Annotated in this window: 31 protein-coding genes and 2 pseudogenes; 1 reads left to right on the top strand and 32 read right to left on the bottom strand. The window is 50.1% G+C overall.

Translation table 11 applies throughout. The features are described from left to right. Positions 1-5 precede the first annotated feature (5 nt). The 29 genes from WB371_RS22815 to rpsJ all read right to left on the bottom strand — a co-directional run bounded on the left by WB371_RS22815 (position 6) and on the right by rpsJ (position 14,134). Positions 6-374 (bottom strand): DUF1992 domain-containing protein, encoded by a 369-nt coding sequence (locus tag WB371_RS22815; protein WP_336222245.1) that lies wholly within the window; start codon positions 372-374, stop codon positions 6-8. 107 nt (positions 375-481) lie between these two features. After that, entirely contained in the window at positions 482-865 is a 384-nt protein-coding gene (rplQ, locus tag WB371_RS22810; RefSeq protein ID WP_001216368.1) for a 50S ribosomal protein L17, read from the bottom strand. A 40-nt stretch (positions 866-905) separates the two neighbouring features. Beyond that, on the bottom strand, positions 906-1,895 hold the full coding sequence (locus WB371_RS22805; protein WP_001162094.1) for a DNA-directed RNA polymerase subunit alpha: 990 nt from the start codon (positions 1,893-1,895) through the stop codon (positions 906-908). 25 nt (positions 1,896-1,920) lie between these two features. Next, positions 1,921-2,541 carry a 30S ribosomal protein S4 gene (gene rpsD / locus WB371_RS22800; protein WP_000135226.1) on the bottom strand — a complete coding sequence of 207 codons (621 nt, stop codon included), beginning with the start codon at positions 2,539-2,541 and terminating at the stop codon, positions 1,921-1,923. A gap of 33 nt (positions 2,542-2,574) precedes the next feature. After that, positions 2,575-2,964, bottom strand: coding sequence for a 30S ribosomal protein S11 (gene rpsK, locus WB371_RS22795; RefSeq protein ID WP_001029684.1), 390 nt, complete (start codon positions 2,962-2,964; stop codon positions 2,575-2,577). Between the two features lie 16 nt (positions 2,965-2,980). After that, a complete protein-coding gene (gene rpsM, locus WB371_RS22790) occupies positions 2,981-3,337 on the bottom strand; it encodes a 30S ribosomal protein S13 (protein ID WP_012908431.1) in 357 nt (118 codons plus the stop codon). Positions 3,338-3,483: 146 nt separating this feature from the next. Then, positions 3,484-3,600 (bottom strand): 50S ribosomal protein L36, encoded by a 117-nt coding sequence (gene rpmJ / locus WB371_RS22785; RefSeq protein ID WP_000868187.1) that lies wholly within the window; start codon positions 3,598-3,600, stop codon positions 3,484-3,486. Positions 3,601-3,631: 31 nt separating this feature from the next. Then, positions 3,632-4,963, bottom strand: a complete 1,332-nt coding sequence (secY, locus tag WB371_RS22780) for a preprotein translocase subunit SecY (RefSeq protein ID WP_001118864.1) — start codon at positions 4,961-4,963, stop codon at positions 3,632-3,634. Positions 4,964-4,970: 7 nt separating this feature from the next. Beyond that, positions 4,971-5,405 carry a 50S ribosomal protein L15 gene (gene rplO / locus WB371_RS22775; RefSeq protein WP_001238917.1) on the bottom strand — a complete coding sequence of 145 codons (435 nt, stop codon included), beginning with the start codon at positions 5,403-5,405 and terminating at the stop codon, positions 4,971-4,973. 3 nt (positions 5,406-5,408) lie between these two features. Next, complete coding sequence (gene rpmD, locus WB371_RS22770; RefSeq protein ID WP_001140434.1) at positions 5,409-5,588, bottom strand: 50S ribosomal protein L30; 180 nt, start codon at positions 5,586-5,588, stop codon at positions 5,409-5,411. A 3-nt stretch (positions 5,589-5,591) separates the two neighbouring features. Next, complete coding sequence (rpsE, locus tag WB371_RS22765; protein WP_000940121.1) at positions 5,592-6,095, bottom strand: 30S ribosomal protein S5; 504 nt, start codon at positions 6,093-6,095, stop codon at positions 5,592-5,594. 14 nt (positions 6,096-6,109) lie between these two features. After that, complete coding sequence (rplR, locus tag WB371_RS22760) at positions 6,110-6,463, bottom strand: 50S ribosomal protein L18 (protein WP_000358956.1); 354 nt, start codon at positions 6,461-6,463, stop codon at positions 6,110-6,112. A 9-nt stretch (positions 6,464-6,472) separates the two neighbouring features. After that, on the bottom strand, positions 6,473-7,006 hold the full coding sequence (gene rplF / locus WB371_RS22755; RefSeq protein ID WP_044183887.1) for a 50S ribosomal protein L6: 534 nt from the start codon (positions 7,004-7,006) through the stop codon (positions 6,473-6,475). Between the two features lie 12 nt (positions 7,007-7,018). After that, the gene (rpsH, locus tag WB371_RS22750) at positions 7,019-7,411 is read right to left on the bottom strand and encodes a 30S ribosomal protein S8 (protein WP_000062611.1); all 393 of its coding nucleotides are present in this window, start codon (positions 7,409-7,411) and stop codon (positions 7,019-7,021) included. 33 nt (positions 7,412-7,444) lie between these two features. Continuing rightward, a complete protein-coding gene (gene rpsN / locus WB371_RS22745) occupies positions 7,445-7,750 on the bottom strand; it encodes a 30S ribosomal protein S14 (protein WP_336222244.1) in 306 nt (101 codons plus the stop codon). Positions 7,751-7,764: 14 nt separating this feature from the next. Beyond that, complete coding sequence (gene rplE / locus WB371_RS22740; RefSeq protein WP_001096206.1) at positions 7,765-8,304, bottom strand: 50S ribosomal protein L5; 540 nt, start codon at positions 8,302-8,304, stop codon at positions 7,765-7,767. Between the two features lie 14 nt (positions 8,305-8,318). Beyond that, positions 8,319-8,633, bottom strand: a complete 315-nt coding sequence (gene rplX, locus WB371_RS22735) for a 50S ribosomal protein L24 (protein WP_015962742.1) — start codon at positions 8,631-8,633, stop codon at positions 8,319-8,321. A 10-nt stretch (positions 8,634-8,643) separates the two neighbouring features. After that, on the bottom strand, positions 8,644-9,015 hold the full coding sequence (gene rplN / locus WB371_RS22730) for a 50S ribosomal protein L14 (RefSeq protein ID WP_000613954.1): 372 nt from the start codon (positions 9,013-9,015) through the stop codon (positions 8,644-8,646). Between the two features lie 162 nt (positions 9,016-9,177). Continuing rightward, entirely contained in the window at positions 9,178-9,432 is a 255-nt protein-coding gene (rpsQ, locus tag WB371_RS22725) for a 30S ribosomal protein S17 (protein ID WP_002438707.1), read from the bottom strand. Further along, entirely contained in the window at positions 9,432-9,623 is a 192-nt protein-coding gene (gene rpmC, locus WB371_RS22720; RefSeq protein WP_000644742.1) for a 50S ribosomal protein L29, read from the bottom strand. Before rpmC ends, rpsQ begins: the two co-directional genes overlap by 1 nt. Next, positions 9,623-10,033, bottom strand: a complete 411-nt coding sequence (gene rplP / locus WB371_RS22715) for a 50S ribosomal protein L16 (protein ID WP_000941208.1) — start codon at positions 10,031-10,033, stop codon at positions 9,623-9,625. Before rplP ends, rpmC begins: the two co-directional genes overlap by 1 nt. Before the next feature lie 12 nt (positions 10,034-10,045). Continuing rightward, a complete protein-coding gene (gene rpsC, locus WB371_RS22710; protein ID WP_000529945.1) occupies positions 10,046-10,747 on the bottom strand; it encodes a 30S ribosomal protein S3 in 702 nt (233 codons plus the stop codon). Positions 10,748-10,764: 17 nt separating this feature from the next. Beyond that, positions 10,765-11,097, bottom strand: a complete 333-nt coding sequence (rplV, locus tag WB371_RS22705; RefSeq protein WP_000447529.1) for a 50S ribosomal protein L22 — start codon at positions 11,095-11,097, stop codon at positions 10,765-10,767. A 14-nt stretch (positions 11,098-11,111) separates the two neighbouring features. Further along, positions 11,112-11,390: a 30S ribosomal protein S19 gene (gene rpsS, locus WB371_RS22700; RefSeq protein ID WP_001138117.1), complete on the bottom strand. Its 279-nt coding sequence runs from the start codon at positions 11,388-11,390 to the stop codon at positions 11,112-11,114. Positions 11,391-11,406: 16 nt separating this feature from the next. Then, on the bottom strand, positions 11,407-12,228 hold the full coding sequence (gene rplB / locus WB371_RS22695) for a 50S ribosomal protein L2 (RefSeq protein WP_000301864.1): 822 nt from the start codon (positions 12,226-12,228) through the stop codon (positions 11,407-11,409). Between the two features lie 17 nt (positions 12,229-12,245). Next, the gene (rplW, locus tag WB371_RS22690) at positions 12,246-12,548 is read right to left on the bottom strand and encodes a 50S ribosomal protein L23 (RefSeq protein WP_000617546.1); all 303 of its coding nucleotides are present in this window, start codon (positions 12,546-12,548) and stop codon (positions 12,246-12,248) included. Next, the gene (rplD, locus tag WB371_RS22685) at positions 12,545-13,150 is read right to left on the bottom strand and encodes a 50S ribosomal protein L4 (RefSeq protein WP_000424395.1); all 606 of its coding nucleotides are present in this window, start codon (positions 13,148-13,150) and stop codon (positions 12,545-12,547) included. The genes rplW and rplD overlap by 4 nt, the downstream gene beginning before the upstream one ends. Positions 13,151-13,160: 10 nt before the next feature. Then, entirely contained in the window at positions 13,161-13,790 is a 630-nt protein-coding gene (rplC, locus tag WB371_RS22680) for a 50S ribosomal protein L3 (protein WP_336222243.1), read from the bottom strand. Positions 13,791-13,822: 32 nt separating this feature from the next. Beyond that, positions 13,823-14,134: a 30S ribosomal protein S10 gene (gene rpsJ, locus WB371_RS22675; RefSeq protein WP_001181005.1), complete on the bottom strand. Its 312-nt coding sequence runs from the start codon at positions 14,132-14,134 to the stop codon at positions 13,823-13,825. Between the two features lie 378 nt (positions 14,135-14,512). On the opposite strand from rpsJ, the pseudogene WB371_RS22670 reads away from it, so the two are divergent. Further along, a pseudogene (locus WB371_RS22670) lies at positions 14,513-14,953 on the top strand (prepilin peptidase); the annotation flags it as partial. 25 nt (positions 14,954-14,978) lie between these two features. Here WB371_RS22670 and bfr read toward each other — a convergent pair. The 3 genes and pseudogenes from bfr to tuf all read right to left on the bottom strand — a co-directional run. After that, positions 14,979-15,455 carry a bacterioferritin gene (gene bfr / locus WB371_RS22665; RefSeq protein ID WP_336222242.1) on the bottom strand — a complete coding sequence of 159 codons (477 nt, stop codon included), beginning with the start codon at positions 15,453-15,455 and terminating at the stop codon, positions 14,979-14,981. A 72-nt stretch (positions 15,456-15,527) separates the two neighbouring features. After that, a complete protein-coding gene (gene bfd / locus WB371_RS22660) occupies positions 15,528-15,722 on the bottom strand; it encodes a bacterioferritin-associated ferredoxin (RefSeq protein ID WP_042293128.1) in 195 nt (64 codons plus the stop codon). Positions 15,723-15,895: 173 nt separating this feature from the next. After that, a pseudogene (tuf, locus tag WB371_RS22655) lies at positions 15,896-16,029 on the bottom strand (elongation factor Tu); the annotation flags it as partial.

Genomic DNA, 16,029 nt, shown 5'->3' with positions numbered 1-16,029 from the left:
CTCCACTAATTGTCGTTAATTTTATGCAGTAATTTCTCTGCATACTCACTGCGTATAAAGTCAGTGCTCAAACCCGCCTGTCGAAGTTTCAACTCCAGTAGCGACAAGCGTCGGCTTACTTCCTGATACTGAGGATCGTCCCGCTGAATACTTTTTAGTAGGTCCAGCAACTGGATTGCCTCTTTACGCTGCTCAAGTTCAGGTGGCAGACAACCGGCATTTTTGAGTAAGCGATAACCAGCCCGAAGCTCAACAGGAATATGAGAATCATCATCCAGAATCATAGGTTCGCCGCTGCCGGGTAAATTCTCAAATTCCCCTTTTTTCTGCGCATCGAGGATATAGCGCTCTGCCCACTGGTCCAGTAACCACATAGAAGGCTCCAGGGGATGAACAAAATAAGTACAGATATTGTAGATAAGTGGGGGTACTGCGGATATAAAAAAACCCGCCGGGGCGGGTTTTTTTACGTTACTGCAGATTACTCTGCAGCAGCTTCTGCTTTCTCTGAACGATCAACCAGCTCGATGTATGCCATCGGCGCGTTGTCGCCTGCACGGAAGCCACACTTCAGAATACGAGTGTAACCACCGGCACGGCTCGCGAAACGCGGGCCCAGTTCGTTAAACAGTTTTGCCACGATCTCGTTATCACGAGTGCGGGCGAATGCCAGACGACGATTAGCTACGCTATCAGTCTTGGCAAGAGTAATCAGCGGCTCAACTACGCGGCGCAGCTCTTTCGCTTTAGGCAGGGTCGTCTTGATGATTTCATGACGAACCAGTGAACCTGCCATGTTGCGGAACATAGCCTGGCGATGGCTGCTGTTGCGGTTCAGTTGACGACCACTCTTACGATGGCGCATGACCTTATCCTTCTCAGTAAAACCTTAACCTGTGATCCGGTTACTCGTCAGCGATGCTTGCCGGTGGCCAGTTTTCCAGGCGCATGCCCAGAGACAGTCCACGGGAAGCCAGCACGTCTTTAATCTCAGTAAGAGATTTTTTACCAAGGTTAGGCGTCTTAAGAAGCTCAACCTCAGTACGCTGTACCAGATCACCGATATAGTGGATAGCTTCTGCTTTAAGGCAGTTAGCAGAGCGGACAGTCAATTCCAGATCGTCAACAGGGCGCAGCAGGATCGGATCGAATTCTGGTTTCTCTTCTTTCACTTCCGGCTGACGTACATCACGTAAGTCAACGAAAGCTTCCAGTTGTTCAGCCAGAATGGTCGCCGCACGACGAATCGCCTCTTCAGGATCGATTGTGCCGTTGGTTTCCATTTCGATGACCAGCTTGTCCAGGTCGGTACGCTGTTCTACACGCGCTGCTTCAACATTGTAGGCAATACGCTCTACAGGGCTATAGCATGCGTCGACCAGCAGACGGCCGATTGGGCGCTCATCTTCTTCCGAATGAATTCGGGTAGAAGCCGGCACATAACCACGACCGCGCTGAACTTTGATACGCATGCTAATAGACGCGTTCTCATCGGTCAGGTGGCAGATCACGTGCTGCGGCTTGACGATTTCGACATCCCCATCATGGGTAATGTCGGCTGCAGTCACAGGGCCAATGCCAGATTTATTCAAGGTAAGAATAACTTCATCTTTACCCTGAACTCTCACCGCCAGCCCTTTCAGGTTGAGCAGGATTTCCAGGATGTCTTCCTGAACGCCTTCTTTGGTGCTGTACTCATGTAGTACACCATCAATCTCAACCTCGGTCACCGCGCAACCCGGCATCGATGAGAGCAGAATACGGCGCAGTGCGTTACCCAGAGTATGGCCAAAGCCACGCTCTAAAGGCTCAAGGGTCACCTTGGCGTGCGTCGAACTCACTTGCTCGATATCTACCAGGCGCGGTTTTAGAAACTCTGTCACAGAACCCTGCATTGTGTCCTCTCTTTGGTACTAAGCTTTACTTGGAGTAAAGCTCGACGATCAGGTGTTCGTTAATGTCCGCAGACAGATCAGAACGCTCAGGCTTACGCTTGTACGTACCTTCCATCTTGCCAGCATCAACTTCCAGCCAGGTTGGCTTTTCACGCTGCTCAGCCAGCTCCAGAGCGGCTTTCACGCGAGACTGCTTCTTCGCTTTCTCACGAATGCTAACAACGTCATTCGGACTAACCTGATAAGAAGCGATGTTAACAACACGACCGTTTACCATAATCGCTTTATGGCTAACCAGCTGACGTGCTTCTGCACGAGTGGCGCCGAAGCCCATACGGTATACAACGTTGTCCAGACGACCTTCCAGCAGAGCCAACAGGTTTTCACCGGTGTTGCCTTTCAGACGTGCTGCTTCTTTGTAGTAGTTACGGAACTGACGCTCCAGCACACCGTAGATACGGCGAACTTTTTGCTTTTCACGCAACTGCACACCATAGTCAGACAGACGCGGTTTACGCGCACCGTGCTGGCCAGGAGCTTGTTCAATTTTACACTTGGTATCGATCGCGCGAACGCCAGACTTAAGGAATAAGTCGGTGCCCTCACGACGGCTCAGCTTGAGCTTAGGACCCAAATATCTTGCCATTTTCTTTCTCCAACAAACCTGGAAAACGAAGCGTTATACGCGACGTTTTTTCGGCGGACGACAACCGTTATGAGGGATCGGAGTCACATCAGTAATATTAGTGATGCGGAAACCAGCGGCGTTCAGAGCACGAATAGTAGATTCGCGGCCTGGACCCGGACCTTTAACCATAACTTCCAGATTCTTGATACCGTATTCTTTTACGGCGTCAGCGCAACGCTCTGCTGCAACCTGAGCTGCGAACGGAGTAGATTTGCGAGAACCACGGAAACCGGAACCACCGGCTGTTGCCCAACCCAGCGCGTTACCCTGACGATCAGTGATAGTCACGATGGTGTTGTTGAAAGAAGCATGGATATGAGCCACGCCGTCAGAGACTTGTTTTCTTACACGTTTACGTGCACGAATTGGTGCCTTTGCCATTATTCAATCACCCCGATTATTTCTTGATCGGTTTGCGCGGACCCTTACGGGTACGTGCGTTGGTCTTAGTACGCTGACCGCGCACTGGCAGACCACGACGATGACGCAAACCGCGATAGCAACCAAGATCCATCAGGCGCTTGATGCTCATGCTGATTTCACGGCGCAGATCACCTTCAACGACAAATTTGGCAACTTCGTCACGCAGCGTGTCGATTTGTCCTTCAGACAGCTCACTGATCTTAACATTTTCAGCGATACCCGCTGCAGCCAGGATGGCTTTAGAACGGGTTTTACCGATGCCGTAGATCGACGTTAATGCGATCACAGCATGTTTTTGATCAGGAATGTTAATGCCTGCTATACGGGCCACTATGCACTCCTACTATTTAATATGTACGCACCATGCTGAAAAGCCCGTTTTCAGGATACTCAAATGGAAACGTACAGACATACAAAAGATTGGCTGGCTAATCTAGCCAGCTCAACCCAACTTTGCAAGAAAAATATGCGAATAAATCAGCCTTGGCGCTGTTTATGCTTCGGCTCGGCACTGCAAATCACACGGATGACACCATCACGCTTAACGATTTTGCAGTTACGGCATAATTTCTTGACGGAAGCACGAACTTTCATTTTTACTCTCCGTAACTTCTCGGGCGACCAATTATCGGCCGTAGCCTTTCAGGTTCGCCTTCTTCAATGCAGACTCATACTGACTGGACATCATCAGAGTTTGCACTTGAGCCATAAAGTCCATAATCACGACAACAACGATAAGCAGTGAGGTCCCACCGAAGTAGAACGGTACTTTCATTGCATCACGCATGAACTCCGGGATCAGGCAGATAAAAGTAATGTAGAGCGCACCAACCAAAGTCAGGCGGGTCATTACTTTATCGATATACTTCGCCGTTTGCTCTCCCGGACGAATTCCTGGTACAAATGCACCGGACTTCTTCAGGTTATCTGCTGTTTCACGCGGGTTGAAGACCAACGCCGTGTAGAAGAAACAGAAGAAGATGATTGCAGACGCATAGAGTAACACATAAAGCGGTTGCCCAGGCTGCAAATACAGCGAAATTGTTGTCAGCCAGTTCCAACCAGTTCCGCCCCCGAACCATGACGCGATGGTTGCCGGGAACAGAATAATACTGGAAGCGAAGATTGCCGGGATTACCCCCGCCATATTCACTTTCAGCGGTAAATGTGTGCTCTGTGCAGCATAGACACGACGACCTTGCTGACGTTTCGCGTAGTTTACCACAATGCGGCGTTGACCACGCTCAACAAATACAACAAAGAACGTCACTGCAAATACTAATACTGCAACCAACAGCAACACGAGGAAGTGCAGGTCGCCTTGACGCGCTTGCTCGATAGTATGGGCAATGGCTGGCGGGAGTCCCGCAACAATACCGGCGAAGATAATGATCGAGATACCGTTGCCGATACCACGTTCAGTAATCTGTTCACCCAACCACATCAGGAACATTGTTCCTGTGACCAGACTGACAACAGCGGTGAAATAGAATGCAAAGCCTGGATTCATTACCAGGCCCTGCATACCAGGCATATTCGGCAGACCGGTAGCAATACCGATCGACTGGAATATCGCCAGCACCAGAGTACCGTAACGGGTGTACTGGCTGATCTTACGACGACCAGACTCCCCTTCCTTCTTAATTTCTGCCAACGTTGGATGAACCACCGTCAGAAGCTGGATAATAATCGATGCCGAAATGTACGGCATAATACCCAGAGCAAAGATAGAAGCACGGCTGAGAGCACCACCAGAGAACATGTTAAACATTTCAATGATGGTGCCTCGCTGTTGCTCAAGCAGTTTGGCAAGGACAGCGGCATCAATACCAGGGATCGGAATAAAAGAGCCAATACGGAACACGATAAGCGCACCGATAACAAACAGCAGTCTGCGTTTCAGCTCGCCTAAGCCACCTTTGGCACTTTGAAAATCTAATCCCGGTTGTTTAGCCATCTGCTACTTATTCCTCGATTTTACCGCCAGCAGCTTCGATAGCAGCACGAGCGCCTTTAGTAACACGCAGGCCACGAACAGTTACCGGAGTTGTAACTTCACCAGCCAGGATCACTTTCGCGAACTCGATCTGGATACCGATAATGTTAGCCGCTTTCAGCGTGTTCAGGTCTACAACACCGCCTTCTACTTTAGCCAGGTCAGACAGACGAACTTCGGCTGTAATCGCTGCTTTGCGAGAAGTGAAGCCGAATTTCGGCAGACGACGATACAGAGGCATCTGGCCGCCCTCGAAACCGCGACGTACGCCACCGCCAGAACGAGACTTCTGACCTTTGTGACCACGACCACCGGTTTTACCGAGGCCAGAACCGATACCACGACCCAGGCGTTTACCCGCCTTTTTGGAGCCTTCGGCCGGAGACAGAGTATTTAAACGCATCTCTTACTCCTCAACTTTAACCATGAAGGAAACCGCGTTGACCATACCACGAACAGCAGGAGTATCCTCGCGCTCTACGGTGTGACCAATACGACGCAGACCCAGGCCAAGCAGCGTTGCCTTGTGTTTCGGCAGACGACCGATTGCACTGCGGGTTTGAGTAATTTTAATAGTCTTTGCCATGGTTTATTTCCCCAGAATTTCTTCAACGGATTTACCACGCTTGGCAGCGACCATTTCTGGAGAATTCATATTTTCCAGGCCATCAATAGTTGCACGAACCACGTTGATCGGGTTGGTGGAACCGTATGCTTTAGCCAGAACGTTATGAACCCCAGCAACTTCCAGAACGGCGCGCATTGCACCACCGGCAATGATACCGGTACCTTCGGAAGCTGGCTGCATGAATACACGAGAACCCGTGTGAACACCTTTAACCGGGTGTTGCAGGGTACCGTTGTTCAGCGCGACGTTAATCATATTGCGACGGGCTTTTTCCATCGCTTTCTGGATCGCTGCTGGAACTTCACGCGCTTTACCGTAACCAAAACCAACGCGACCGTTACCATCACCAACAACAGTCAGAGCTGTGAAGGAGAAAATACGACCACCTTTTACGGTTTTAGATACGCGGTTTACCGCGATCAGCTTTTCCTGCAGTTCGCCAGCTTGTTTTTCGATGTGAGCCATCTTACACCTCTACCTTAGAACTGAAGGCCAGCTTCACGGGCAGCATCTGCCAGTGCCTGGACACGACCATGATATTGGAACCCGGAACGGTCAAAGGACACATCTTTGATGCCTTTTTCCAGAGCGCGTTCAGCGACAGCTTTACCCACAGCTGCAGCCGCGTCTTTGTTACCGGTGTACTTCAGTTGTTCAGCGATAGCTTTTTCTACAGTAGAAGCAGCTACCAGAACTTCAGAACCGTTCGGTGCAATTACCTGTGCGTAAATATGACGCGGGGTACGATGTACCACCAGGCGAGTTGCGCCCAGCTCTTTGAGCTTGCGGCGTGCGCGGGTCGCACGACGGATACGAGCAGATTTCTTATCCATAGTGTTACCTTACTTCTTCTTAGCCTCTTTGGTACGCACGACTTCGTCGGCGTAACGAACACCCTTGCCTTTGTAAGGCTCAGGACGACGGTAGGCACGCAGATCTGCTGCAACCTGGCCGATTACCTGCTTATCAGCGCCTTTCAGCACGATTTCAGTTTGACTCGGACATTCTGCAGTAATCCCTGCCGGCAGCTGATGGTCAACGGGGTGTGAGAAACCTAAAGACAGGTTTACTACGTTCCCTTTAACCGCTGCACGATAACCTACACCAACCAGCTGCAGCTTCTTAGTGAAGCCTTCGGTAACACCGATAACCATTGAGTTCAGCAGGGCACGCGCGGTACCAGCCTGAGCCCAACCGTCTACGTAACCATCACGCGGACCGAAGGTCAGTGCATTATCTGCATGTTTAACTTCAACAGCATCGTTGAGAGTACGAGTCAGCTCGCCGTTTTTACCTTTGATCGTAATAACCTGACCGTTGATTTTTACATCAACGCCGGCAGGAACAACGACCGGTGCTTTAGCAACACGAGACATTTTTTCCTCCGATTAGGCTACGTAGCAGATAATTTCGCCACCAAGACCAGCCTGGCGCGCTGCACGATCAGTCATAACACCTTTAGAGGTAGAAACAACTGCGATACCCAGACCCGCCATAACTTTCGGCAGCTCATCTTTACGTTTGTAGATGCGCAGACCTGGGCGGCTGACACGCTGAATGCTTTCTACAACAGCTTTACCCTGGAAATACTTAAGAGTCAGTTCCAGTTCCGGCTTGGTGTCGCCTTCAACTTTAAAATCTTCAATAAAACCTTCTTCCTTCAGCACGTTGGCAATTGCCACTTTCAGCTTGGAGGAAGGCATGGTGACCGCAGCTTTGTTCGCGGCCTGACCGTTACGGATACGGGTCAGCATATCCGCGATCGGATCTTGCATGCTCATCTGTCTTTACTCCCGTGATTCAATTGGTGACAATTACCAGCTAGCCTTTTTCAAGCCTGGTACTTCACCGCGCATAGCGGCTTCACGAAGCTTGATACGGCTCAACCCGAACTTGCCCACATAGCCATGTGGACGACCTGTTTGACGGCAGCGCTTACGCTGACGAGACGGGCTGGAATCACGCGGCAGAGACTGCAGCTTAAGAACAGCATTCCAACGATCTTCGTCGGAAGCGTTCACATCAGAGATGATCGCTTTCAGTTCAGCGCGTTTCGCGAAGTATTTATCAGCTAAAGCTACGCGTTTTACTTCGCGTGCTTTCATTGATTGCTTAGCCATTCAGTAACCCTACCTTACTTGCGGAACGGGAAGTCAAAGGCAGCCAGCAGAGCACGGCCTTCTTCGTCAGATTTCGCAGTAGTGGTAATGGTAATATCCAAACCACGAACGCGGTCGACTTTATCGTAGTCGATTTCTGGGAAGATGATCTGCTCACGGACACCCATGCTGTAGTTACCACGACCGTCGAAAGACTTAGCGGACAAGCCACGGAAGTCACGGATACGCGGTACAGCAATAGTGATCAGGCGCTCAAAGAACTCCCACATGCGTTCGCCACGCAGAGTTACTTTACAGCCGATCGGATAGCCCTGACGGATTTTGAAGCCTGCAACAGATTTGCGTGCTTTGGTGATCAGCGGTTTTTGACCGGAGATTGCTGTCAGGTCAGCTGCTGCGTTATCCAGCAGTTTCTTGTCAGCGATCGCTTCACCAACACCCATGTTCAGGGTGATCTTCTCGACCCGAGGGACTTGCATGACAGAATTGTAGTTAAACTCAGTCATGAGTTTATTAACTACTTCGTCTTTGTAGTAATCATGCAGTTTCGCCATCGTACTACTCCAAATTACTTGATAGTTTCGCTGTTAGACTTGAAGAAACGGACTTTTTTGCCGTCTTCGAATCTAAAGCCTACACGGTCAGCCTTGCCGGTTGCCGCATTGAAGATTGCAATGTTAGAGATCTGAATAGCTGCTTCTTTCTCAACAATGCCGCCTGGTTGGTTCAGAGCCGGAACCGGCTTCTGGTGTTTCTTAACCAGGTTGATACCTTCAACAATGACCTTGCCGGAAGACAGGACATTCTTAACTTTACCGCGCTTACCTTTATCTTTACCGGTTAACACGATAACTTCGTCATCACGACGGATTTTCGCTGCCATGATTCGCTCCTTAGAGTACTTCTGGTGCCAGAGAGATAATTTTCATGAACTTCTCGTTACGAAGTTCACGAGTTACCGGCCCAAAAATACGCGTACCGATAGGCTGCTCACTGTTATTGTTTAAAATAACGCATGCATTACCATCGAAGCGAATGACAGAACCGTCCGGGCGACGAACACCCTTCTTGGTGCGCACCACTACCGCCTTCAGCACATCACCTTTTTTGACCTTACCACGCGGAATTGCTTCTTTGATGGTGATCTTGATGATGTCGCCTACGCCTGCGTAGCGACGGTGCGAGCCACCCAGAACCTTGATACACATTACGCGACGTGCACCGGAGTTGTCGGCGACGTTCAGCATAGTCTGTTCTTGGATCATTTTAGTGCTCCGCTAATGTCAACTACTACTGAGACCCGAAATCAGGTCGTTAAAAAAGCCCCATATCGGGGGCGCGGCATTATAACACCGCTCTTATGATATGGGTAGAAAAAATAAACGGCCCATCGCTGAGCCGTTTATTCGTTGAGAATGCGTACTGTATTACAGAACCGCTTTCTCTACAACGCGAACCAGTGTCCAGGACTTAGTCTTAGACAGCGGACGGCATTCACGGATTTCAACCTTGTCGCCGATACCGCATTCGTTGTTCTCGTCATGTACGTGCAGTTTGGTCGTACGCTTAATGAATTTACCGTAGATCGGGTGTTTCACAAAACGTTCGATAGCAACAACAATGGATTTCTCCATTTTGTCGCTAACAACGCGACCTTGCAGAGTACGGATTTTATCGGTCATTACGCACCCGCCTTCTCAGTCAGTAAAGTCTTAACGCGTGCGACATCACGACGCACTTGCTTCAACAGGTGAGACTGTTGCAGCTGGCCACTTGCAGCCTGCATACGCAGGTTGAACTGCTCACGCAGCAGGTTCAGCAGCTCGGTGTTCAGCTCTTCAACGCTCTTCTCACGCAGCTCTTTTGCTTTCATTACATCACCGTCTTAGTTACAAAGGTGGTTTTAATCGGCAGTTTCGCTGCTGCCAGCTTGAATGCTTCACGGGCCAGCTCTTCCGGTACGCCGTCCATTTCATACAGGACTTTACCCGGCTGAATCAAGGCAACCCAATACTCCACGTTACCTTTACCTTTACCCATACGCACTGCCAGCGGCTTTTCAGTGATCGGTTTGTCCGGGAATACACGGATCCAGATCTTACCTTGACGCTTAACTGCACGGGTCATAGCACGACGTGCTGCTTCGATCTGACGGGCAGTCAGACGACCACGGCCAACAGCTTTCAGACCGAAGCTGCCGAAGCTAACATCCGCGCCAGCAGCCAGACCGCGGTTACGGCCTTTGTGCATTTTACGGAATTTTGTACGCTTTGGTTGTAACATCAGCGACGCTCCTTATTTACGGCCTTTACGCTGCTGCTTTTTAGGTTGCGCAGCCGGTTTTTCCGGTTGTTCAACAGCAGCCATACCACCCAGGATCTCGCCTTTGAAGATCCACACTTTAACGCCGATTACACCGTAAGTGGTGTGCGCTTCAGAGGTGTTGTAGTCGATGTCAGCACGCAGAGTGTGCAGCGGTACGCGACCTTCGCGGTACCATTCGGTACGTGCGATTTCCGCGCCGCCCAGACGGCCGCTAACTTCAACTTTGATACCTTTAGCGCCCAGACGCATTGCGTTCTGTACAGCACGCTTCATCGCACGACGGAACATAACACGACGTTCCAGCTGAGAAGTGATGCTGTCAGCAACCAGTTTTGCGTCCAGTTCAGGTTTACGAACTTCGGCGATATTGATCTGTGCAGGAACGCCAGCGATATCCGCTACGACCTTACGCAGTTTTTCTACGTCTTCACCTTTCTTACCGATAACGATACCCGGGCGAGCAGTGTGAATAGTTACACGGATGCTCTTAGCCGGACGCTCGATAACGATACGAGATACGGACGCTTTAGCCAGTTCCTTAGTCAGGTACTGACGTACTTTAAAATCGCTGTCCAGGTTGTCAGCGAATTCTTTGGTGTTCGCAAACCAGGTAGAGTTCCATGGTTTTACAATACCCAGGCGAATACCATTAGGATGTACTTTCTGACCCATTGCTAGTCTCCAGAGTCTCAGCGATCGGACACAACCACAGTGATGTGGCTGGTGCGCTTCAGGATGCGATCTGCACGACCTTTTGCACGCGGCATAATGCGCTTCATGCTCGGGCCTTCGTCTACGAAAATTTTCGTAACTTTCAGATCGTCAATGTCAGCGCCATCGTTGTGTTCAGCGTTAGCAATGGCAGATTCCAGTACCTTCTTGACCAGTACAGCCGCTTTCTTATTGGTGTAGGTCAGAATATCCAGAGCCTGCGACACTTTCTTACCGCGAATCAGGTCAGCAACAAGGCGAACCTTCTGAGCAGAAGAACGAGCATGGCGATGTTTAGCGATAGTTTCCATCTCTTCCTCCTACCTTATTTCTTCTTCGCTTTTTTATCAGCAGCATGGCCGCGATAAGTACGAGTCGGTGCGAATTCACCCAGTTTGTGACCGACCATTTCATCGGTTACAAATACTGGAACGTGCTGACGACCATTATGGACAGCGATGGTCAAACCGATCATGTTAGGAAAGATCGTTGAACGACGGGACCAAGTGCGCAGGGGCTTCTTGTCTCCGCTTTCCACCGCTTTCTCTACCTTCTTCAGCAAGTGCAGGTCAATAAAAGGACCTTTCTTGAGAGAACGTGGCATGGCTTATCCTCTAAAATTATTTGCTACGGCGACGTACGATGAATTTATCAGTACGCTTGTTGCTGCGGGTCTTCTTACCTTTGGTCTGAACGCCCCACGGAGTTACCGGGTGCTTACCAAAGTTACGACCTTCACCACCACCATGTGGGTGGTCGACTGGGTTCATCGCGGTACCGCGAACGGTCGGACGAACACCACGCCAGCGAGCAGCACCTGCTTTACCCAGAACGCGCAGCATATGCTCAGCATTGCCAACTTCGCCCAGAGTTGCACGGCAGTCTGCTTCGACTTTACGCATTTCACCAGAACGCAGACGCAGGGTGACATAAGCACCATCGCGCGCAACGATCTGAACGTAAGTACCTGCGGAACGTGCCAGCTGACCGCCTTTACCTGGTTTCATTTCTACGTTATGAACGGTAGAACCAACCGGGATATTGCGCATCGGCAGGGTGTTGCCTGGTTTGATTGCAGCATCAACGCCAGATTGGATCTGGTCGCCAGCTTTCAGGCCTTTAGGGGCCAGGATGTAACGGCGCTCGCCGTCTTTGTACAGAACCAGCGCGATGTTCGCGGAACGGTTCGGATCGTACTCAAGACGTTCAACAACTGCCGGAATACCATCTTTGTTGCGTTTGAAGTCAACAATACGGTACGCCTGCTTGTGGCCACCACCGATATGACGAGTGGTGATACGGCCATTGTTGTTACGACCACCGGATTTGCTGTTTTTTTCCAGCAACGGAGCAAAAGGTTTGCCCTTGTGCAGCTCAGGGTTAACCACTTTAACAACGTGGCGACGACCCGGAGATGTCGGTTTACATTTAACAACTGCCATTGTATTACTCCTCCGACTTACTCAGCGCCGCCAACGAAGTCCAGATTCTGGCCTTCTTTCAGGGTGACGTAAGCTTTTTTCCAGTCGCTACGACGACCGATACGCTGTCCGTGACGTTTAACTTTCCCTTTAACTACCAGGGTGTTAACGACTTCGACTTCGACTTCAAACAGTTTCTGCACAGCAGCTTTGATCTCTGCTTTGGTCGCGTCTTTAGCAACTTTGAGAACGATGGTGTTGGTTTTTTCCATCGCAGTAGACGCTTTTTCAGAAACGTGCGGTGCACGCAGCACCTTCAGCAGACGTTCTTCACGAATCATGCCAGCATCTCCTCAACTTGCTTAACAGCATCAGCAGTCATTACGACTTTGTCGAAGGCGATCAGGCTAACCGGGTCGATACCAGTTGCATCGCGTACGTCAACCTTGTGCAGGTTGCGCGCAGCCAGGAACAGGTTTTCGTCCAGCTCACCGGTGATGATCAGCACATCTTCCAGAGCCATGTCTTTCAGTTTCTGTGCCAGCAGCTTAGTTTTAGGCGCTTCTACAGAGAACTTCTCGACAACGATCAGACGATCCTGACGTACCAGTTCGGACAGAATGCTTTTCAGCGCGCCGCGGTACATCTTTTTGTTTACTTTTTGACTGTGGTCCTGCGGACGAGCAGCGAAGGTTACGCCACCTGAACGCCAGATCGGGCTCTTGATAGAACCTGAACGCGCACGGCCGGTACCTTTCTGGCGCCACGGCTTTTTGCCTGAACCAGTTACTTCAGCACGAGTCTTCTGAGCACGAGTACCCTGACGAGCACCAGCTGCATAAGCAACAACAACCTGGTGAACCAGCGCTTCGTTGAAATCACGACCGAAGGTAGTTTCGGAAACAGTCAGCGCGCTCTGCGCGTCTTTCAATACTAATTCCATTGCTATCCCCTTACGCCTTCACAGCTGGTTTAACGATCAGGTCGCAACCGGTCGCACCCGGAACACCACCTTTAACCAGCAGCAGGTTGCGCTCAGCGTCAACACGTACTACGTCCAGGCTCTGAACGGTGACACGTTCGTTGCCCAGCTGACCTGCCATTTTCTTGCCTTTGAACACTTTGCCCGGAGTCTGGTTCTGACCGATAGAACCCGGAACACGGTGAGACAAGGAGTTACCGTGAGTCGCGTCCTGGGTACGGAAGTTCCAGCGCTTAACGGTACCTGCGAAACCTTTACCTTTAGAGGTGCCGGTTACGTCAACTTTTTTAACGTCAGCAAACAGTTCAACGCTAATGCTCTGACCAACAGTGAATTCTTCACCCTCTGCCAGACGGAACTCCCACAGGCCGCGGCCAGCTTCTACGCCAGCTTTAGCAAAGTGACCAGCTTCCGGTTTGGTTACACGGTTAGCTTTTTTAGCACCCGTGGTAACCTGAATAGCGCGGTAGCCATCGCTAGCCAGATCTTTAACCTGAGTAACGCGGTTTGCTTCAACTTCGATTACGGTTACTGGGATAGATACGCCATCTTCAGTGAAGATGCGGGTCATACCCACTTTTTTACCGACTAAACCAATCATTGTATCAACCTCTCAATCGCTCGATGACCTGATTAACCCAGGCTGATCTGCACGTCTACACCGGCAGCCAGGTCCAGACGCATCAGAGCATCAACGGTTTTTTCAGTTGGCTCAACGATGTCAACCAGACGCTTGTGAGTGCGAATTTCGTACTGATCACGCGCGTCTTTGTTGACGTGCGGAGAGATCAGAACGGTAAAGCGCTCTTTGCGGGTCGGCAGCGGGATCGGACCACGTACCTGCGCACCAGTGCGCTTGGCAGTCTCGACGATTTCCGCGGTTGATTGATCGATCAGACGATGATCAAACGCTTTCAGGCGGATACGGATTCTTTGGTTCTGCATGAGACCAGAGCTCCAATTATTTTATAAACGAAAATGATTACTCCTCAGACCCATTACGATTGATGGGAGAGTGTAACCGTTCTTACGTAGCCCCCCGATTGGGAGCATTGTTAGATAACCAAATCGATTATCCGAGGTTCAAATCGAACCTGCCGTCGATTAAGACAAGCCCGCGCATTATACGCAAATCTCAGTCTGAAGCAAGTGTCGTGTAGATATTCATCACTTCGCCTGCAATGCGAACAGGGTTCCAGACTTTCCTGTAACCAATGAGATTCCACATATTTGTCGGAAAGCGCCCGGCATTCTCCACTCAAGCGCCTTGCTCGCAGATGAGCAGTATTTAAAGTAATGCCACTATTGACAGGAGATGACCCGATGGCTGTAGCCCTGCCCTTTCTGATGTTTTACGCATCACTATCCATTTATCTTGGTTTTTACGATATGCGTACGGGACTATTGCCGGACCGAATGACCTGTCCTCTGCTTTGGGGCGGGCTTATTTTTCATCAATGCTTCTTTCCAACACAACTCTCTGATGCTGTATGGGGGGCAGTCGCAGGCTATGCTGGTTTTGCCTTTTTCTATTGGGGCTATTGGGCTCTACGAAAGAGGGAGGGACTTGGCTATGGCGATGTGAAATTTCTTGCCGCGTTGGGCGCGTGGCATGGTTGGGGAACATTACCCATTCTGGTGTTTTGGGCCGCGCTGTTGGCCTGTGCAGGAATTGCGGTACTGATATTCATAAAGGGGACAGCGGCACTAAAAAACCCGCTGCCTTTTGGCCCTTTTCTGGCGGCGGCGGGTTTCATTACCGGATGTCACAAATTGACCTTTGGAGCGCTTAGTTGGTCACTGCAATCTGCGACTGCAGATAATTTTGTAGGCCAATTTTTGAGATGAGATCCAATTCCGTCTCAAGCCAGTCGATGTGCCCTTCTTCATCAGCAAGAATTTCGATCATCATATCCCGACTGACATAATCATGGACAGTATCAGCATAGGCGATCGCTTCACGTAAGTCTTTTGCCCCTTCGAGTTCTAATCGAAGATCGGACTGAAGCATCTCCTCAACATCCTCCCCAATGCCCAGTTTCCCAAGGTCCTGAAGATTCGGGATCCCTTCCAGAAACAAAATACGCTCAATATATTTATCCGCGTGTTTCATCTCATCAATGGATTCATGGTACTCAACATCATTGAGACGAGTGAGTCCCCAATTCTTGAACATACGGGCATGGAGAAAATACTGGTTGATCGCGACAAGCTCATTTCCCAACAGTTTATTGAGATAATTTATGATTTTAACATCACCTTTCATTTTATAGTCCCTCCGCTTCCACTCTCCAGAGCATAGATGGGGCTACAGGGATGTCAAAAAAAAGAGTGTGACTCAGGCGATTTCTTTAAATTCTGGCATTTGCGTTAACTCATCTTGCATCACTTCACGTGCTGCCCGGATGCATTTACCGCATTGATTTCCTACAGGAATAAACTTACGCAGTTGCTGGAAAGATTGAGGGTGAAACTGACGTACCGCCTGACGAATTTTTTTATCACTTACACCATTACACAAACAAACGTACATGATCGCTCCCGTTCAATTTCTGCGCAAAGTGTAAATGAGAATAGTTATGATTACAATAGCACAATTCTATGTACGCAACGGGAGAAGTGTAAAAATTGCGAAGAAATATGACCGCTAAATAGCAAAAAGGGCGCCGAAGCGCCCTTTTCTGTTCAACGCTAATTAACGAGTAATTAGCCCAGAACTTTAGCAACAACGCCCGCGCCTACAGTACGGCCGCCTTCACGGATTGCGAAACGCAGACCGTCGTCCATCGCGATCGGGTGGATCAGGGTAACAACCATTTTGATGTTGTCGCCCGGCATTA

The sequence above is a fragment of the Citrobacter amalonaticus genome (assembly GCF_037053465.1).
Lineage (GTDB): Bacteria > Pseudomonadota > Gammaproteobacteria > Enterobacterales > Enterobacteriaceae > Citrobacter_A > Citrobacter_A amalonaticus_H.
Note: the sequence above shows the minus strand (reverse complement) of the source record. Positions and strands in the feature narration are given on the sequence as shown.

What these genes read in the sequence shown, in the direction of transcription:
- rplN (WP_000613954.1), bottom strand. Translation starts at nt 9,015, where the DNA reads ATGATCCAAGAACAGACTATGCTGAACGTCGCCGACAACTCCGGTGCA.
- rpsE (WP_000940121.1), bottom strand. Translation starts at nt 6,095, where the DNA reads ATGGCTCACATCGAAAAACAAGCTGGCGAACTGCAGGAAAAGCTGATC.
- bfr (WP_336222242.1), bottom strand. Translation starts at nt 15,455, where the DNA reads ATGAAAGGTGATGTTAAAATCATAAATTATCTCAATAAACTGTTGGGA.
- rplB (WP_000301864.1), bottom strand. Translation starts at nt 12,228, where the DNA reads ATGGCAGTTGTTAAATGTAAACCGACATCTCCGGGTCGTCGCCACGTT.
- rplE (WP_001096206.1), bottom strand. Translation starts at nt 8,304, where the DNA reads ATGGCGAAACTGCATGATTACTACAAAGACGAAGTAGTTAATAAACTC.
- rplO (WP_001238917.1), bottom strand. Translation starts at nt 5,405, where the DNA reads ATGCGTTTAAATACTCTGTCTCCGGCCGAAGGCTCCAAAAAGGCGGGT.
- rpmJ (WP_000868187.1), bottom strand. Translation starts at nt 3,600, where the DNA reads ATGAAAGTTCGTGCTTCCGTCAAGAAATTATGCCGTAACTGCAAAATC.
- WB371_RS22815 (WP_336222245.1), bottom strand. Translation starts at nt 374, where the DNA reads ATGTGGTTACTGGACCAGTGGGCAGAGCGCTATATCCTCGATGCGCAG.
- rpsH (WP_000062611.1), bottom strand. Translation starts at nt 7,411, where the DNA reads ATGAGCATGCAAGATCCGATCGCGGATATGCTGACCCGTATCCGTAAC.
- rplD (WP_000424395.1), bottom strand. Translation starts at nt 13,150, where the DNA reads ATGGAATTAGTATTGAAAGACGCGCAGAGCGCGCTGACTGTTTCCGAA.
- rpsJ (WP_001181005.1), bottom strand. Translation starts at nt 14,134, where the DNA reads ATGCAGAACCAAAGAATCCGTATCCGCCTGAAAGCGTTTGATCATCGT.
- rpsQ (WP_002438707.1), bottom strand. Translation starts at nt 9,432, where the DNA reads ATGACCGATAAAATCCGTACTCTGCAAGGTCGCGTTGTTAGCGACAAA.
- rplX (WP_015962742.1), bottom strand. Translation starts at nt 8,633, where the DNA reads ATGGCAGCGAAAATCCGTCGTGATGACGAAGTTATCGTGTTAACCGGT.
- rplQ (WP_001216368.1), bottom strand. Translation starts at nt 865, where the DNA reads ATGCGCCATCGTAAGAGTGGTCGTCAACTGAACCGCAACAGCAGCCAT.
- rplW (WP_000617546.1), bottom strand. Translation starts at nt 12,548, where the DNA reads ATGATTCGTGAAGAACGTCTGCTGAAGGTGCTGCGTGCACCGCACGTT.
- WB371_RS22805 (WP_001162094.1), bottom strand. Translation starts at nt 1,895, where the DNA reads ATGCAGGGTTCTGTGACAGAGTTTCTAAAACCGCGCCTGGTAGATATC.
- rplF (WP_044183887.1), bottom strand. Translation starts at nt 7,006, where the DNA reads ATGTCTCGTGTTGCTAAAGCACCGGTCGTTGTTCCTGCCGGCGTTGAT.
- secY (WP_001118864.1), bottom strand. Translation starts at nt 4,963, where the DNA reads ATGGCTAAACAACCGGGATTAGATTTTCAAAGTGCCAAAGGTGGCTTA.
- rpmD (WP_001140434.1), bottom strand. Translation starts at nt 5,588, where the DNA reads ATGGCAAAGACTATTAAAATTACTCAAACCCGCAGTGCAATCGGTCGT.
- rpsK (WP_001029684.1), bottom strand. Translation starts at nt 2,964, where the DNA reads ATGGCAAAGGCACCAATTCGTGCACGTAAACGTGTAAGAAAACAAGTC.
- rplR (WP_000358956.1), bottom strand. Translation starts at nt 6,463, where the DNA reads ATGGATAAGAAATCTGCTCGTATCCGTCGTGCGACCCGCGCACGCCGC.
- rpsC (WP_000529945.1), bottom strand. Translation starts at nt 10,747, where the DNA reads ATGGGTCAGAAAGTACATCCTAATGGTATTCGCCTGGGTATTGTAAAA.
- rpsS (WP_001138117.1), bottom strand. Translation starts at nt 11,390, where the DNA reads ATGCCACGTTCTCTCAAGAAAGGTCCTTTTATTGACCTGCACTTGCTG.
- rpsN (WP_336222244.1), bottom strand. Translation starts at nt 7,750, where the DNA reads ATGGCTAAGCAATCAATGAAAGCACGCGAAGTAAAACGCGTAGCTTTA.
- rplV (WP_000447529.1), bottom strand. Translation starts at nt 11,097, where the DNA reads ATGGAAACTATCGCTAAACATCGCCATGCTCGTTCTTCTGCTCAGAAG.
- bfd (WP_042293128.1), bottom strand. Translation starts at nt 15,722, where the DNA reads ATGTACGTTTGTTTGTGTAATGGTGTAAGTGATAAAAAAATTCGTCAG.
- rpsD (WP_000135226.1), bottom strand. Translation starts at nt 2,541, where the DNA reads ATGGCAAGATATTTGGGTCCTAAGCTCAAGCTGAGCCGTCGTGAGGGC.
- rplP (WP_000941208.1), bottom strand. Translation starts at nt 10,033, where the DNA reads ATGTTACAACCAAAGCGTACAAAATTCCGTAAAATGCACAAAGGCCGT.
- rplC (WP_336222243.1), bottom strand. Translation starts at nt 13,790, where the DNA reads ATGATTGGTTTAGTCGGTAAAAAAGTGGGTATGACCCGCATCTTCACT.
- rpmC (WP_000644742.1), bottom strand. Translation starts at nt 9,623, where the DNA reads ATGAAAGCAAAAGAGCTGCGTGAGAAGAGCGTTGAAGAGCTGAACACC.